Below are 16,125 nucleotides of genomic sequence, written 5' to 3'. Positions count from 1 at the left end.
AGTTAAAAGAAGCCACCGCAGGACTATGACTGGTCCCCTGCGGCCTTCTTGATCATCCGGCGATATCGCGAATGGCGATTTCACTCATGATGCGTTCCAGCACCTGTTCGATGGACAACTCCGTGGAATCCAGCTGTATGGCGTCAGCCGCCGGCTTGAGCGGGGCTACCGCACGCTGGGTATCACGCTCATCGCGTGCACGGATCTCATCTAGCAGACTCGACAGACTAACACCATCGACTTTGCCCTTCAACTGCAAGTAGCGGCGGCGCGCTCGTTCCTCGGCACTGGCCGTGAGGAATATCTTCAACGGCGCCTCGGGAAACACCACCGTGCCCATGTCGCGGCCGTCGGCTACCAGGCCCGGCGGCTCCTGGAACGCACGCTGGCGCTGCAGCAAAGCCTCACGAACCGCTGGCAAAGCAGCCACTTGGGAGGCGCCGGCACCGATGCTCTCGGTACGAATCACATCACTGACTTCGTCGCCTTCCAGAATGATGCGCTGCAGTTGACCGTCGGTCGCCGCGATGAACTGCACGTCCAGATGGGCGGCAATTTTCGTCAACAACTCTTCGTTGGTCAGGTCGACGCCATGGTTGCGCGCCGCGAATGCCAACAGGCGGTACAGCGCGCCGGAATCGAGCAGGCACCAGCCCAGGCGCTTGGCCAGGATGCCGGCGATGGTGCCTTTGCCCGAGCCGCTTGGCCCGTCGATGGTAATCACCGGTGCTTTGATATTCACAATTGAGCCTCTTGGGCAACACGAATGCCGACGTGGGCACCCAGTGTAAGAAAGTTCGGAAAAGACGTAGCAACATTGGCGCAGTCACGAATACGAATCGGCGCCGCCGCCAGCAGGGAGGCCACGCTGAACGCCATGGCGATGCGGTGATCGCCATGGGCATGCACTTCGCCACCGCCTATCGGGCCACCGTCAATGATAATCCCATCAGGCGTGGGTTGGCACTTCACACCCAGGGCCAGCAGACCGTCGGCCATGACCTGGATACGGTCCGATTCCTTGAGCCGCAGCTCCTCGGCACCGCGTAATACGGTGCGCCCCTCGGCGCAGGCAGCAGCGACAAACAATACGGGAAACTCATCGATCGCCAACGGCACCAACGCCGCTGGAATCTCGATACCCTTCAAGACAGCGGCCCGGACACGCAAGTCCGCAACAGGCTCGCCACCTACCTCACGCGGATTCTCAAGACTGATATCAGCCCCCATCAGCCGCAGGATATCGATCACGCCGGTGCGGGTCGGATTGACGCCGACATGCTCAAGCAGCAGCTCGGAACCCTGGGCAATCGACGCAGCCACCAGAAAAAACGCCGCAGACGAAATATCCCCAGGCACCTCAATGTGGGCAGCCGTCAGCCGATGACCCGACTCCACCGACGCCGTCGCGCCCTCCACCGCCACCGGATAACCAAAGCCACGCAACATGCGCTCGGTATGATCGCGGGTCGGCGCAGGCTCGGTGACTGCGGTTTTACCTTGTGCATACAGGCCAGCCAACAACAGGCAGGATTTAACCTGCGCACTGGCCATCGGCAACGCGTAAGTCAGGCCGTTGAGCGTCTGCCCACCACGAATGGTCAGCGGCGGACGCCCTTCAGGACCGGTCTCGATCACCGCGCCCATTTCCCGCAGCGGCTTGGCCACGCGACTCATCGGGCGCCTGGACAGCGACGCATCACCGGTCAGGACGCTATCGAAGCTTTGCGCCGCAAGCAGACCCGCCAACAGGCGCATCGATGTACCGGAGTTACCCAGGTAGATCGGTCCTGGCGCTGCCTTCAAGCCGTGCAGGCCAACCCCATGAATAGTCACTCGCCCATGGTGCGGGCCCTCGATCACCACGCCCATGTCGCGAAACGCCTGCAAGGTCGCCAGGGCATCTTCGCCTTCAAGGAAACCTTCGACCTCCGTTACGCCGTCAGCCAATGAACCCAGCATGATCGATCGATGGGAGATCGACTTGTCACCTGGCACCCGAATGCATCCGCTCAAGCGGCCACCCGGATTGGCGATAAAAGTCAGCTCATCGGCGTTCACTGCAGTTTCCATATAGGCCCGGCGCGCCAGGATCTTGCTGAAATGCTCTCGCGCCACCCGCGCCCGGGTGAACACACCCAGTAACTGATGGCCATCCCCCGCATCCACCGCATCGCGCAAGGCGTCGAGGTCACTGCGGAACGTGTCCAGGGTGCGCAACACCGCTTCGCGATTGGCGAGAAAGATGTCATGCCACATCACCGGGTCACTGCCGGCAATCCGCGTGAAATCGCGAAAACCACCGGCGGCGTAACGGAAAATCTCGAGGTTTTCGTTGCGCTTGGCCAACGAATCCACCAAGCCGAATGCCAGCAGATGGGGAAGATGGCTGGTCGCGGCCAACACTTCATCGTGGCGCTCGACCTGCATATGCTCCACATCCGCGCCCAGCTCGCGCCAGAGCCGATCCACCACGGCCAACGCCGCCGGATCAGTCTGCGCCAGTGGCGTCAGGATCACCTTATGCCGACGGAACAACTGCGCATTGGACGCTTCCACCCCGCTCTGCTCGGAACCGGCAATCGGATGGCCCGGCACAAAGCGCGGCGGCATAGCGCCAAACGCCAATTGTGCCGCGCGCACCACATTGCCTTTGGCGCTGCCGACGTCCGTGAGGATCGCCTGCCCCAGGTCCATGCCAGCCAATACGGCGAGCAATTTCTCCATGGCCAGGATCGGCACCGCAAGCTGGATCACGTCCGCACCCTGGCAAGCGATTGCCAGGTCCGCTTCACAGCGATCCACGACACCCAACTCCACCGCCAGCTTGCGCGATTGCGGGTCAAGGTCCACGCCGACTACTTCGCCACACAGCCCGCTGTCCCGCAGGCCCTTGGCGAACGAACCACCGATCAATCCCAGGCCGACCACCACCAGGCGACCGATCATAGGCACAGCAGGTTGCAATGCAGTGACATCAACCACGGGCCAGAACCTTGGCCAACGCCTCCAGGAAGCGGCTGTTCTCGGCCGGCAAACCAATGGTGATACGCAGGTGGTTCGGCATACCGTAGTTGGCCACCGGACGCACGATCACGCCTTCGCGCAACAAGCCCTGAAATACCGGTGCAGCCTCTTGGCCGAGGTCGACGCAGATGAAGTTGCCCTTGGACGGAATCCAGCCCAGGCCCAACTCGCGAAAGCCGTCCTGCAACTGCAACATGCCGCTTTCGTTAAGGCGGCGCCCTTCTTCCAGGTATTGGGCATCCTTCACCGCCGCACACGCAGCCGCCAGGGCCAGGCTGTTGACGTTGAACGGTTGGCGTACGCGGTTCAGCACATCGGCCACTACCGCTGTGGACAGGCCGTAGCCCACCCGCAACGACGCCAGGCCATAAGCCTTGGAGAAGGTGCGCGACACCAGCAGGTTCGGGTAGGCCGCGAGGAAATCCAGGCCATCGGGCAGGTCGCCGCCTTCGGCGTACTCGATGTAGGCTTCGTCCAGCACAACCAGCACATGCTCCGGCACGTTCTGCAGGAACTCGTTCAGGGCCTGCGCATCGAACCAGGTGCCGGTCGGGTTGTTCGGGTTAGCGATAAACACCACGCGGGTTTGCGCATCGATCGCTGCCAGCATCGCCGGCAGGTCGTGGCCCCAGTTCTTGGCAGGAATGACGCGCGCATCAGCCCCTACGGCCTGGGTCACGATCGGGTAGACCGCGAATGCATGCTCACTGAACACCGCATTCAAACCGGGCGCCAGGTAGGCACGCCCGACCAGTTCAAGAATGTCGTTGGAGCCATTGCCCAGGGTCACCTGATTGAGCTCGACCCGGCATTTGTCTGCCAGCAGGGACTTGAGGGCAAAGCCATTGCCGTCGGGATAACGGGTCAGCTCGGCAAGCTCCTCCCGAATCGCCGCCAATACTTTGGGGCTCGGACCCAGCGGGTTTTCGTTACTCGCCAGCTTGACGATCCTGGACGGGTCCAGATTCAACTCGCGCGCCAGCTCGTCCACAGGCTTGCCTGGAACGTAAGGCGAGAGTTGTTGCACGCCCGGCTGTGCCAGGGCGAGGAAGTTGCCACTCATGTCAAAGCCTCACAAAACCGCTTTCGGGTAAGAGCCCAGCACTTTGAGTGCCACGGCTTCCTGACTGATCTTCTCCAGCACGCCCTTGACCAGCGGGTCGCGGTGGTGGCCGATGAAGTCGATAAAGAACACGTAGGTCCATTTACCGCTGCGCGAAGGACGAGTCTCGATGCGCGTCAGGTCAATCCCGTTATCGTGGAATGGCACCAGCAGCTCATGCAACGCGCCGGGCTTGTTGCTCATGGAAACGATGATCGAAGTCTTGTCGTCGCCGGTTGGCGGCACTTCCTGGCTGCCGATCATCAAGAAGCGCGTGGAGTTGTCCGGGCGGTCCTCGATTTTCTCGGCCAAGCGTGTCAGCCCGTAGAGGCCCGCAGCCATATCGCCGGCAATCGCCGCCGAGTTCCACTCACCCTTGACCCGCTTGGCCGCTTCGGCGTTGCTGGACACCGCCACGCGCTCGACATTCGGGTAATGGGCGTCCAGCCACTTGCGGCACTGGGCCAGGGACTGAGCGTGAGAGTAGATACGGCTGATGCTGTCGGTCTTGGTGTTCTCGCCCACCAGCAGGTGGTGGTGAATACGCAACTCGACTTCGCCACAGATCACCATGTCGTGCTCGAGGAAGCTGTCCAGCGTGTGGTTGACCGCGCCTTCAGTGGAGTTTTCCACCGGCACCACGCCAAAATTCACCGCGCCGGCCGCCACTTCGCGGAACACTTCGTCGATGGCCGCCATCGGCTTGCTGATCACCGCGTGGCCGAAGTGCTTCATGGCCGCCGCCTGGGTGAAAGTGCCTTCAGGGCCCAGGTAGGCCACTTTCAGCGGCTGCTCAAGGGCAAGGCAAGAAGACATGATTTCACGGAACAACCGCGCCATCTCCTCATTGCCCAGCGGCCCCTTGTTGCGCTCCATCACGCGCTTTAGCACCTGGGCTTCGCGCTCAGGCCGGTAGAACACCGGCACTTCGCCTTCCGCCAGGGACGCCATTTTCACCCGAGCCACTTCCTGGGCGCAGCGCGCGCGCTCACTGATCAGCTCCAGGACTTTCTCGTCCAGGCTGTCAATGCGTACGCGCAGGGCTTTGAGTTCTTGCTCAGACATTAGCCGTGTTCCTTTTCGAACTCTGCCATGTAGGCAACCAGCGCGTTGATGGCGTGGATGTCGACAGCGTTATAAATGGAGGCGCGCATACCACCGACCGAGCGGTGGCCCTTGAGGTTCAGCAAGCCACGCTCGTCGGCGCCGGCCAGGAACGGCTTGTCCAGACGATCATCGGCCAGGCGGAACGGCACGTTCATCCACGAGCGGTCGGTAAGGTTGATCGGGTTGCTGTACAGGCCGCTGGCGTCGATGAAGTCGTACAGGGTGCGCTTCTTCTCTTCGTTGCGCTTGCCCATCGCAGCCACACCGCCCTGCTCCTTGAGCCATTCGAAGACCAGGCCGGACAGGTACCAGGCAAACGCCGGCGGGGTGTTGTACATCGAGCCGTTATCGGCCGCGACCTTGTAGTTGAGCATGGTCGGGCACAGCGAACGGGCGCGACCGAGCAGGTCTTCGCGGATGATATTGACCAGGATGCCGCTCGGGCCGATGTTCTTTTGCGCACCGGCGTAGATCATGCCGTACCGGGACACGTCGATCGGGCGCGAGAGGATGTCCGAGGACATGTCGCACACCAGCGGAACGTCACCGACTTCAGGCACCCAATCAAATTCCAGGCCACCGATGGTTTCGTTCGCGACGTAGTGAACGTAGGCCGCGTCCTTCGTCAGCTTCCACTCGTTCTGACCTGGAATGGCGAAGTAGTCGTAGGGCTTGGCGGTACCGGCCACATTGACGTGACCGTAGCGCGAGGCTTCTTCAATGGCTTTCTGCCCCCAGATACCGGTGTCGATATAGTCGGCAGTGCCCTCTTCGGGCAACAGGTTCAGTGGGATCTGAGCGAACTGCTGGCTCGCGCCGCCTTGCAGGAACAGCACTTTGTAATTGGATGGGATGTCCAGCAAGTCGCGCAGATCCTGCTCGGCCTTGGTGGCGATGGACACGAACTCATCGCTGCGATGGCTCATTTCCATCACGGAGAGGCCTTTTCCATGCCAGTCGAGGAGTTCACCCTGCGCACGCTGCAGGACTGCTTCAGGAAGCGCCGCGGGACCGGCACAGAAGTTATAGGCTCTCTTGCTCACATCCAATCTCACTCTGATCTGGTGGGGCTGCAATCATGTTCGGCAACACCCTTTTTCTGAAGCCAACCCATGTGGGAGCTGGCTTGCCTGCGATACAGGCACCTCGGTAGTTCCAGTGATACCGCGGTGATGCTATCGCAGGCAAGCCAGCTCCCACATGGACCGCGTCCAGGCAAAGGACGTGTATTTTTCAAAGGGGACAAACAACAAGGGGGCGAATCTTCATCCGCCCCCTGTGTGTCCGCTTATTCCTGCGGTTCTTCTTCGTCTGCGGCAGCATCGAGGGTTGGCTCGTCGACGTTGTCATCGCCGGCTGCGATCACCTCGCCGTCGAACTCCTCGCCTTCCAGCTCTTCACCTTCAACTTCCGAAGGCTCCTGCACACGCTCCAGGCCGACCAGTTTTTCATCCTTGGCCAGCTTGATCAGGGTCACGCCCTGGGTGTTACGACCCAGGCTCGACACTTCAGCCACACGGGTACGCACCAGGGTGCCCTGGTCGGAAATCAGCATGATCTCCTCGCCATCAAGCACCTGCACCGCGCCGACCAGACGGCCGTTGCGGTCGTTGCTGACCATGGCGATCACGCCCTGGCCGCCACGCTTGTACTCCGGGAACTCGCTGATGGCAGTGCGCTTGCCGTAGCCGCGCTCGGAAGCGGTGAGGATCTGGCTGCCTTCTTCCGGGATCAGCATCGAAATCAGCTTCTGCCCTTCCGGCAGGCGCATGCCGCGTACACCGCGGGCGGTACGGCCCATGGCGCGCACGTCGGATTCCTTGAAGCGCGTAACCTTGCCGCCATCGGAGAACAGCATGACTTCGCGCTCGCCATCGGTAATGGCGGCGGAAATCAGTACGTCACCTTCATCCAGCTCCAGGGCGATCAGGCCCACGCTGCGTTGACGGCTGAAGGATTCCAGCGGGGTCTTCTTCACGGTGCCCTTGGCGGTGGCCATGAAGATGAAGTGACCTTCGGTGTATTCCTCGACCGGCAGCATGGTGGTGATGTATTCATCACTGTCCAGCGGCAGCAGGTTGACCAATGGGCGACCACGGGCAGCACGGGAAGCTTCCGGGATTTCGTAGGTTTTGAGCCAGTACACCTTGCCCTTGCTGGAGAACAGCAGCAGCGTGGTGTGGCTGTTGGCGACCAGCAGGTGAGCGATGTAGTCCTCATCCTTGACGCCGGTAGCCGATTTGCCTTTACCGCCACGGCGCTGAGCCTGGTACGCAGCCAACGGCTGGGTCTTGGCATAGCCACCGTGGGAGATGGTCACGACGCGCTCTTCTTCCGGGATCATGTCACCCAGGGTCAGGTCCAGGCGCGCATCGAGGATTTCGGTGCGGCGCACGTCGCCATATTCGGCGCGAATCACTTCCAGTTCTTCGCGGATCACTTCCATCAGGCGCACAGCGCTGCTGAGGATGCGGATCAACTCGCCGATCTGGTTGAGGATTTCCTGGTACTCGGCCAGCAGCTTCTCGTGCTCAAGGCCGGTCAGGCGGTGCAGGCGCAGTTCCAGGATGGCCTGGGCCTGCTCCGGCGACAGGAAGTACTTGCCTTCGCGCAGGCCGTATTGCGGGTCCAGGGTTTCCGGACGGCACGAATCGGCGCCTGCGCGCTCAACCATGGCCACCACAGCGCTGGATTCCCAAGGCGTGCTGATCAACGCTTCCTTGGCTTCCGACGGGGTTGGCGAGGCTTTGATCAAGGCGATGACCGGATCGATGTTCGACAGCGCAACGGCCTGGCCTTCCAGGATGTGCCCACGCTCGCGGGCCTTGCGCAGTTCGAACACGGTACGGCGGGTGACCACTTCGCGACGGTGACGCACGAAGGCTTCCAGCAGGTCCTTGAGGTTCAGGATACGTGGGCGGCCGTCGATCAGTGCAACCACGTTGATACCAAACACGCTTTGCAGCTGGGTCTGGGCGTAGAGGTTGTTGAGGATCACCTCAGGCACTTCGCCACGACGCAGCTCGATCACCACGCGCATACCGTCTTTGTCGGACTCGTCGCGCAGTTCGGTGATGCCTTCGAGCTTCTTCTCTTTAACCAGCTCGGCGATCTTCTCGATCAGACGCGCCTTGTTCAGTTGGTATGGGAGCTCGGTGATGACGATCTGCTGGCGGCCACCGACCTTGTCGATGTCTTCGATCATCGAACGGGCGCGCATGTAAATGCGCCCGCGACCGGTGCGGTAGGCTTCGATGATGCCGGCGCGACCGTTGATGATCGCGGCGGTCGGGAAGTCCGGGCCGGGGATGTACTGCATCAGCTCATCGACAGTCAGCTCGGGGTTGTCGATAAGGGCCAGGCAACCATCGATGACTTCACCGAGGTTGTGCGGCGGGATGTTGGTGGCCATGCCCACGGCGATACCGCTGGAGCCGTTGACCAGCAGGTTGGGGATCTTGGTGGGCATGACGGCCGGGATCATTTCGGTGCCGTCGTAGTTCGGCACCCAGTCCACGGTTTCTTTATGCAGGTCGGCCAGCAGCTCATGCGCCAGCTTGGTCATGCGCACTTCGGTGTATCGCATGGCCGCGGCGTTGTCGCCGTCGACCGAACCGAAGTTGCCCTGGCCGTCTACCAGCAGGTAGCGCAGGGAAAACGGCTGGGCCATCCGAACGATGGTGTCGTACACCGCAGTGTCGCCGTGAGGGTGATACTTACCGATCACGTCACCGACAACACGGGCAGATTTCTTGTACGGCTTGTTCCAGTCGTTACCCAGCTCGCTCATCGCGAACAGCACACGCCGGTGCACGGGCTTCAAGCCATCGCGCGCATCAGGCAGTGCCCGACCGACAATTACGCTCATCGCGTAGTCGAGGTAGGACTGTTTCAGCTCGTCTTCGATATTGACCGGGAGGATTTCTTTGGCCAGTTCGCCCATGAGAAGCCTGATTCCTTTTTCGGGTGAAACCTCGTCACATCCATTCGGGACGAACGAAGCTCGCCGCTGCCGACACAGTGCCTGACAACGACTTACGACAAATCAACGAGTTATGACACGGATCTGCGCGTTATGGGCAACCCCTCGGGGCAGCCCTGGAAACCGCCGAATGTTATCACAATCGCCGCCACGCACCTATCCCCCTGATGCGCATGGAGGCTAGTAATTTGACGGATGACAGGCTTGAAGGGGACGAGAGGGGCTCAGAGGTGGGGTGATGCTGTTTTTTGAGGATGGATCCGAGGGTTTTATTGACTTTCGGGCCCAATCGGGGGCAAGCCCCCTCCCACACTTGAATTGTGAACACAGTCAAAATGTGGGAGGGGGCTTGCCCCCGATTGCTATTTCACAGACACCACTGTCCTCAATGCAGCCGCTTACGGCACATCAACCTGGCCAATTTGGCAGTATCCGGCCGCTCGACCACGCCTTTCTCGGTCACGATCACATCAATCAGGTCGGCCGGGGTCACATCAAATACCGGATTAAACGCATCCACCTCCAGCCGCTGCCCCATGACGTCCAGCAGCTCAGCGGGATCGCGCGTCTCCAGCGCAACATCATCGCCGGTAGCCATCATCAAATCGAGCGTCGAACTCGACGCCACCACCATAAAGCGCACGCCATGATGCATGGCACAGACGGCTAGCTGATAAGTGCCGATCTTGCTGATCACGTCACCATTGGCGGCAATACAGTCAGCACCGACCACCACCCAGGTCACGCCTTTGGTCTTGAGGATATGCGCCCCGGCGGAGTCGGCATTCACCGTCACCGGGATGCCCTCGCCCGCCAACTCCCACGCCGTCAGGCGCGAGCCTTGCAGCCATGGACGGGTTTCGTTGACATAGACCTGTTCGACCAGCCCCTCCAGGAACGCCGCGCGAATCACGCCGTGGGCCGTACCGACACCGCCCGTGGCCAATGCTCCGGCGTTGCCATGGGTGAGGATCGCCTGGGCGTTGCCCTGGTGCTTGCGAATCCGCTCCATACCCAACTGGGCCATGACCACATTGGCCTCCCGGTCGCTTTCATGGATCACAATGGCCTGGGCTTCCAGCACGGCAACCGGGTCGGCGTGCTGCTTGAGGCGGTCCAGGCAGTCGCGCATATTCTTGAGTGCCCAGAACAGATTCGACCCGGTCGGGCGGCTATCGGCCAGCAGCGCGTAGTCTTCTTCCCACGCTGCCTGCCAGTCGCCACCCTCGGCAATGCGCTCACGGGCGGCCAGCACCAGGCCATAGGCGGCGCTGATGCCGATGGCCGCTGCGCCCCGCACCACCATCGAACGAATGGCCTCGGCCACCGCCGCGACGGTATGACAGGCCACCCAGCTCTCCCGGGACGGCAACACGCGCTGATCGAGCAGGTACAGCGCGCCGTCACGCCAATCGATGGCCTTCACTTTCTCTGCAGCCAACAGTCGGTCGCGCATCCCTTACCCCGCACTCATGAACAAAAGCCGCGGATTATAGCGATCCGCCAGCCAGGACGCTCGGGTATACTTCGCCCTTCTTTTATAGCTGCCTGGGAAGAAGCCTGCGATGACCTCCACTGCCGCCCCGCTCGACGTGTTGCTCTTGCCGACCTGGCTGGTACCGGTCGAACCTGCCGGCGTGGTGCTCAAAGAGCATGGTCTGGGCATCCGCGATGGGCGCATTGCCTTTATCGGCCCACGGGCCGCCGCATTGAAGCTGGCGGCCAATGAGGTGCGCGAACTGCCCGGCATGTTGCTCAGCCCCGGCTTGATCAACGCCCACGGCCATGCGGCAATGAGCCTGTTCCGTGGCTTGGCCGATGACCTGCCGTTGATGACCTGGCTGGAAAAACACATCTGGCCGGCCGAAGCCAAATGGGTCGATGAAGCCTTTGTGCGCGACGGCACCAACCTGGCCATCGCCGAACAGCTCAAGGGCGGCATCACCTGCTTCTCCGACATGTACTTCTTCCCCAAGGTCGCCAGCGATTGCGTGCACAATAGCGGTATGCGCGCGCAGATCGCCATGCCGATCCTCGACTTCCCGATTCCCGGCGCCAGCATTGCCGACGAGGCGCTTCGCCAGGGCATCGAGCTGTTCGGCGACCTCAAGCACCACCCGCGCATCAAGATCACCTTCGGCCCTCACGCGCCCTACACCGTGTGCGACGCCAACCTGGAAAAGATCCGGGTGATCGCCGAAGAGCTGGACGCCGCGATCCATATGCATGTGCATGAAACCGCCTTTGAAGTACAACAAGCCGTGGAGCAGACCGGCGAGCGGCCATTGGCGCGCCTGGGTCGCCTCGGCTTGCTCGGGCCGCGCTTCCAGGCCGTTCACATGACCCAAATCAGCGAAGAAGACCTGGCTTTGCTGGTAGAAAGCAACACCAGCGTCATCCATTGCCCGGAATCGAACCTGAAACTGGCCAGCGGCTTTTGCCCGGTTGAGCGCCTGTGGCAGGCTGGGGTCAATGTGGCCATCGGCACCGACGGCGCCGCCAGCAACAATGACCTGGACCTGCTGGGCGAAACCCGTACCGCCGCGATGCTGGCCAAGGCCGTCGCCGGCTCGGCCACCGCTCTGGACGCCCACCGTGCCCTGCGCATGGCGACGCTCAACGGTGCACGGGCCATGGGCCTGGAAAGCGAGATTGGCTCGCTGGAAGTCGGCAAGGCCGCAGATATAGTCGCCTTCGATCTGTCGGGGCTGGCGCAACAACCGATCTACGATCCGGTCTCACAGCTTATATATGCCACCGGACGCGATTGCGTGAAACACCTTTGGGTCGCCGGCAAGCCATTGCTCGACGACCGGCAATTGACCCGCATGGATGAACAACAGTTGACCGCCACGGCCATTGCCTGGGGCCAACGCATCAGCGGGCACAGCGAATAACGAAGGTGCTGAGCCCATGCGCTCGGCACCCACTCACCGATTTTTCAGATTTAGAGGATTCATCATGAGCAACGTCGACCACGCCGAAATCGCCAAATTCGAAGCCCTCGCCCACCGCTGGTGGGACCGCGAGAGCGAGTTCAAACCCCTGCACGACATCAATCCACTGCGGGTCAACTGGATTGACGAGCGCGTCAACCTGGCCGGCAAGAAGGTGCTGGACGTGGGTTGCGGCGGCGGCATCCTCAGCGAAGCCATGGCTCAACGCGGCGCGACCGTGATGGGCATCGACATGGGCGAAGCGCCATTGGCCGTGGCGCAGTTGCACCAGCTTGAATCCGGCGTGAGCGTGGAATACCGCCAGATCACTGCCGAAGCCCTGGCCGAGGAAATGCCCGAGCAGTTTGACGTGGTGACCTGCCTGGAAATGCTCGAACACGTGCCGGACCCATCCTCTGTGATCCGTGCGTGCTTCCGTATGGTCAAGCCCGGCGGCCAGGTGTTCTTCTCCACCATCAACCGCAACCCCAAGGCTTACCTGTTCGCGATCATTGGCGCCGAATACATCATGAAGCTGCTGCCGCGTGGCACCCATGACTTCAAGAAATTCATCCGCCCCTCCGAGCTGGGTGCGTGGAGCCGTCAGGCCGGGCTGACCGTCAAGGACATCATCGGCCTGACCTACAACCCGCTGACCAAGCACTACAAGCTGGCCAGCGATGTTGACGTCAACTACATGATCCAGACCCTGCGCGAGGAGTAAGCCTGTGAAGTTGCGAGCGGTTCTCTTCGACATGGACGGTACCCTGCTGGATACCGCGCCGGACTTTATCGCCATCTGCCAGGCCATGCGCGCCGACCGCGGCCTGGATCCGATCAACCCGCAGCACATCCGCGATGAGATCTCCGGCGGTGCGCGGGCGATGGTTGCCGTGACCTTTTCAATGGACCCTGAATCACCCGGCTTTGAAGAGCTGCGCCAGGAATTCCTGGAGCGCTACCTCAAGGACTGCGCGGTGCACAGCAAACTGTTCGACGGCATGGCCGAGTTGTTGGAAGACATCGAGAAGGCCAAGCTGATCTGGGGTGTGGTCACCAACAAGCCCGTGCGCTTTGCCGAACCGATCATGCAGCGGCTGGGCCTGGCCGAGCGCTCGGCCGTGCTGATCTGCCCGGACCACGTGAAGAACAGCAAGCCGGACCCGGAGCCGATGATTCTGGCGTGCAAGCTGCTCGACCTCGACCCGGCGAGCGTATTGTTCGTGGGCGATGACCTGCGTGATATCGAATCCGGCCGCGATGCCGGTACGCGCACGGCGGCGGTCACCTACGGCTATATCCACCCGGACGACAACCCGCGTCACTGGGGCGCTGACGTGGTGGTGGATCACCCGCTGGAATTGCGCAAGGTGCTGGATAACGCGCTGTGCAGTTGCTGATTGTTCGAAGATCTCAACAACACTGAGATCAATGTGGGAGCTGGCTTGCCTGCGATAGCGGTCTGCCAGCCAGCACATCTGCCGACAGGTACTCCGCCATCGCAGGCAAGCCAGCTCCCACAGGAAATGGATTCCACTTTGAGTGGTGTATCACCTTGAATTTTGTCGAGGCTATTTATGTTTGATTATTCTGCCCCTCCAGAACTGCTCAAAGGCCGGGTCATCCTGGTCACCGGCGCCGGCCGCGGGATTGGCGCAGCAGCGGCAAAGACCTATGCCGCCCATGGCGCGACCGTGCTGTTGCTGGGCAAGACCGAAGCCAACCTGGCCCAGGTATATGACCAGATCGAAGCCGCCGGCCAGCCGCAACCGGTGGTGATCCCGTTCAACCTGGAGACCGCCCTGCCCCATCAATACGATGAGCTGGCAGCGATGATCGAAAAAGAATTCGGCCGCCTCGACGGCCTGTTGCACAACGCCTCGATCATCGGCCCACGCACGCCGATCGAGCAGTTGTCCGGCGAGAATTTCATGCGCGTGATGCATGTGAACGTCAACGCGATGTTCATGCTGACCAGCACCTTGCTGCCGCTGCTCAAGCTGTCCCAGGATGCATCGGTGGTGTTCACCTCCAGCAGCGTCGGGCGTAAGGGGCGGGCGTATTGGGGGGCTTATGGTGTGTCCAAGTTTGCTACCGAAGGCTTGATGCAAACCCTGGCCGATGAGCTGGAAGATGTAGCGGCAGTGCGCGCCAACAGCATCAACCCGGGCGGTACACGCACGAGTATGCGGGCCCAGGCGTATCCCGGTGAGAACCCGATGGAGCGGCCAGCACCGGAAGAGATCATGCCGGTGTACCTGTACCTGATGGGGCCGGACAGTGCCGGCATCAATGGACAGGCATTTGATGCGCAGTAAGCCCTGACACACTGCAAAAAATGTGGGAGCTGGCTTGCCTGCGATAGCGGTGGTGAATGTTCCATCGCCATCGCAGGCAAGCCAGCTCCCACATTGCTTTGTGGTGTTGTTAAAAACTCAGTTTTTGACCACTTCCTCCAAGGTGAAGCGCCCCAGCGGGTTCTGCAGGAAGTTACTCACATTCTTGCGTGAAATATTGATGTACGGGCTGTAGTACAGGTCAATCCAGTTCACATCCTGTTTCGCCAGTTTCTGCAACTCGACATACATCTGCTCACGCTTGGCCGGGTCTGCCTCGACTCGCGCCGCAGCTACCAGCGCCTTGACCTTGTCGTTCCTGTAGCGGGTCATGTAGTTCTGGTTGGTGTCGTGGCCCAGCACGAAGGTGGTTTTCTGGTCCGGGTCGAGGATGTCGTTGGTCCAGTACATCACCGAAATATCGTACTCACCGTCCACCAGCATCTGCCAGCTTTGGGTCGGGTCGACCTTTTGCAGGTTGGCGGTGACGCCGACCTTGGCCAACTGGTCCTTGATGATCACCGCAATCTGCTCGTCGGCCTCGTTGCCGGCGTTGACCACGTAGTTGAGCTTCAAGTCCTTGGCACCGGCCTCTTCCAGCAGTTTCCTGGCCTCAGTCGGGTCATAAGGACGTTGCAGGTTGTTGGCGTAGTGGTACAGCGAGCCTTTGGGAATGTAGGAATACGCCACGGTGCCTTGACCGTAAGTAGCGGTTTTCACCAGCGATTGTTTGTCGATGGCCATGTCCAATGCCTGGCGCACCTGCGGCTTGGCGAGCAAACCGTGCTCGTGGTTGATCAACAAGTGATCTTCACGGGTAGACGGGTCGGCGTGGATCACCACGTTCTTGTCTTTCTTCAGCTCTTCGACCCGCGAGAACGGTACGAAGATCGCCGTGTCGAGTTCGTTGTTCTGCACCATGCGCATACGGGTGTTGTCGTCGGTCACCGACACCCATTCCACGCCGTCGAGACTGACGTTATTGGCCTGCCAGAAATCCGGGTTCTTCTTCAGGATCACCCGGTCGCCCTTGCGCCACTCTTGCACGGTAAACGCACCGGACGTCACCGGGTTTTCCGAGTAGGCGTCTTCGCCCATCGTGGTCATGGCTTTTTCCGACAGGATCGACACCGTCGGCGACGCCAGTTGCGAGAGGAAGGCCACCGCCGGGGTTTTCAGAGTGACCACCAGGGTCTTCGCATCGCTGGCCTTGGCGGTGTTGATCAGGCTGAACGGATCGCTCCACAACGACGCCTTGTTGTCACGAATGCGCAGCAGGCTGAACGCCGCATCGGCAGCGGTGATCGGCGAGCCGTCGGAGAACTTCGCTTCGCGCAGTTTGAAGGTATACGTCAGGCCGTCTTTGGAAATGTCCCAGCTTTCGGCCAGGCCCGGTTCCATCTTGGTGCCCAGGTTATCCACGCGCACCAGGGTGTCGTAGACGTTGGCAAATACCCAAGTGTCGCGGTTTTGCGCGCTTTTGATCGGGTCAAAGGTGGTGCTGTCTTCACGGCAGCCGATGGTGAGGACACCGGCGGCCTGGGCCAGGCCTGCGGTCAGCGACCAGGCGGTCAGCGTAGCGGCGGCGAGCAACTTCAAGTGGCGCGATTGCATATCACAACTCCTTGTTAATGA

General features: G+C 61.1%; 12 protein-coding genes. 4 read left to right on the top strand and 8 right to left on the bottom strand.

Annotation, left to right across the window (positions count from 1 at the left end; all coding sequences use genetic code 11):
• Positions 1-52: 52 nt before the first annotated feature.
• From cmk to mtnA, 7 genes are all read right to left on the bottom strand, one after another.
• On the bottom strand, positions 53-742 hold the full coding sequence (gene cmk / locus PSEBG33_RS18495) for a (d)CMP kinase (RefSeq protein ID WP_005786302.1): 690 nt from the start codon (positions 740-742) through the stop codon (positions 53-55).
• Positions 739-2,949, bottom strand: coding sequence for a bifunctional prephenate dehydrogenase/3-phosphoshikimate 1-carboxyvinyltransferase (locus PSEBG33_RS18500; RefSeq protein ID WP_005786300.1), 2,211 nt, complete (start codon positions 2,947-2,949; stop codon positions 739-741). The genes cmk and PSEBG33_RS18500 overlap by 4 nt, the downstream gene beginning before the upstream one ends.
• Before the next feature lie 28 nt (positions 2,950-2,977).
• Positions 2,978-4,090, bottom strand: a complete 1,113-nt coding sequence (gene hisC, locus PSEBG33_RS18505; protein ID WP_005786298.1) for a histidinol-phosphate transaminase — start codon at positions 4,088-4,090, stop codon at positions 2,978-2,980.
• A 9-nt stretch (positions 4,091-4,099) separates the two neighbouring features.
• A complete protein-coding gene (gene pheA / locus PSEBG33_RS18510; RefSeq protein WP_003172650.1) occupies positions 4,100-5,194 on the bottom strand; it encodes a prephenate dehydratase in 1,095 nt (364 codons plus the stop codon).
• Complete coding sequence (serC, locus tag PSEBG33_RS18515; protein WP_005786296.1) at positions 5,194-6,279, bottom strand: 3-phosphoserine/phosphohydroxythreonine transaminase; 1,086 nt, start codon at positions 6,277-6,279, stop codon at positions 5,194-5,196. Before serC ends, pheA begins: the two co-directional genes overlap by 1 nt.
• Positions 6,280-6,524: 245 nt before the next feature.
• Positions 6,525-9,179, bottom strand: coding sequence for a DNA gyrase subunit A (gyrA, locus tag PSEBG33_RS18520; RefSeq protein WP_005786294.1), 2,655 nt, complete (start codon positions 9,177-9,179; stop codon positions 6,525-6,527).
• Between the two features lie 424 nt (positions 9,180-9,603).
• Positions 9,604-10,674, bottom strand: coding sequence for an S-methyl-5-thioribose-1-phosphate isomerase (gene mtnA, locus PSEBG33_RS18525; protein WP_005786292.1), 1,071 nt, complete (start codon positions 10,672-10,674; stop codon positions 9,604-9,606).
• A 109-nt stretch (positions 10,675-10,783) separates the two neighbouring features.
• On the opposite strand from mtnA, the gene PSEBG33_RS18530 reads away from it, so the two are divergent.
• The 4 genes from PSEBG33_RS18530 to PSEBG33_RS18545 all read left to right on the top strand — a co-directional run bounded on the left by PSEBG33_RS18530 (position 10,784) and on the right by PSEBG33_RS18545 (position 14,472).
• Positions 10,784-12,115 (top strand): TRZ/ATZ family hydrolase, encoded by a 1,332-nt coding sequence (locus tag PSEBG33_RS18530; RefSeq protein ID WP_005786291.1) that lies wholly within the window; start codon positions 10,784-10,786, stop codon positions 12,113-12,115.
• Between the two features lie 64 nt (positions 12,116-12,179).
• Complete coding sequence (ubiG, locus tag PSEBG33_RS18535; protein WP_003172645.1) at positions 12,180-12,878, top strand: bifunctional 2-polyprenyl-6-hydroxyphenol methylase/3-demethylubiquinol 3-O-methyltransferase UbiG; 699 nt, start codon at positions 12,180-12,182, stop codon at positions 12,876-12,878.
• A 4-nt stretch (positions 12,879-12,882) separates the two neighbouring features.
• On the top strand, positions 12,883-13,554 hold the full coding sequence (mupP, locus tag PSEBG33_RS18540) for an N-acetylmuramic acid 6-phosphate phosphatase MupP (RefSeq protein WP_005786289.1): 672 nt from the start codon (positions 12,883-12,885) through the stop codon (positions 13,552-13,554).
• A gap of 177 nt (positions 13,555-13,731) precedes the next feature.
• The gene (locus PSEBG33_RS18545; RefSeq protein WP_005786287.1) at positions 13,732-14,472 is read left to right on the top strand and encodes a YciK family oxidoreductase; all 741 of its coding nucleotides are present in this window, start codon (positions 13,732-13,734) and stop codon (positions 14,470-14,472) included.
• Between the two features lie 117 nt (positions 14,473-14,589).
• On the opposite strand, the gene PSEBG33_RS18550 is transcribed toward PSEBG33_RS18545, so the two are convergent.
• Positions 14,590-16,104, bottom strand: a complete 1,515-nt coding sequence (locus tag PSEBG33_RS18550; RefSeq protein WP_005786286.1) for an ABC transporter substrate-binding protein — start codon at positions 16,102-16,104, stop codon at positions 14,590-14,592.
• Positions 16,105-16,125 lie beyond the last annotated feature (21 nt).

Source organism: Pseudomonas synxantha BG33R, assembly GCF_000263715.2.
Classification (GTDB): domain Bacteria; phylum Pseudomonadota; class Gammaproteobacteria; order Pseudomonadales; family Pseudomonadaceae; genus Aquipseudomonas; species Aquipseudomonas synxantha_A.
This window is presented reverse-complemented; position numbering and strand designations above follow the sequence as displayed.

What these genes read in the sequence shown, in the direction of transcription:
- PSEBG33_RS18530 (WP_005786291.1), top strand. Translation starts at nt 10,784, where the DNA reads ATGACCTCCACTGCCGCCCCGCTCGACGTGTTGCTCTTGCCGACCTGG.
- PSEBG33_RS18550 (WP_005786286.1), bottom strand. Translation starts at nt 16,104, where the DNA reads ATGCAATCGCGCCACTTGAAGTTGCTCGCCGCCGCTACGCTGACCGCC.
- PSEBG33_RS18545 (WP_005786287.1), top strand. Translation starts at nt 13,732, where the DNA reads ATGTTTGATTATTCTGCCCCTCCAGAACTGCTCAAAGGCCGGGTCATC.
- ubiG (WP_003172645.1), top strand. Translation starts at nt 12,180, where the DNA reads ATGAGCAACGTCGACCACGCCGAAATCGCCAAATTCGAAGCCCTCGCC.
- hisC (WP_005786298.1), bottom strand. Translation starts at nt 4,090, where the DNA reads ATGAGTGGCAACTTCCTCGCCCTGGCACAGCCGGGCGTGCAACAACTC.
- pheA (WP_003172650.1), bottom strand. Translation starts at nt 5,194, where the DNA reads ATGTCTGAGCAAGAACTCAAAGCCCTGCGCGTACGCATTGACAGCCTG.
- gyrA (WP_005786294.1), bottom strand. Translation starts at nt 9,179, where the DNA reads ATGGGCGAACTGGCCAAAGAAATCCTCCCGGTCAATATCGAAGACGAG.
- PSEBG33_RS18500 (WP_005786300.1), bottom strand. Translation starts at nt 2,949, where the DNA reads ATGATCGGTCGCCTGGTGGTGGTCGGCCTGGGATTGATCGGTGGTTCG.
- mtnA (WP_005786292.1), bottom strand. Translation starts at nt 10,674, where the DNA reads ATGCGCGACCGACTGTTGGCTGCAGAGAAAGTGAAGGCCATCGATTGG.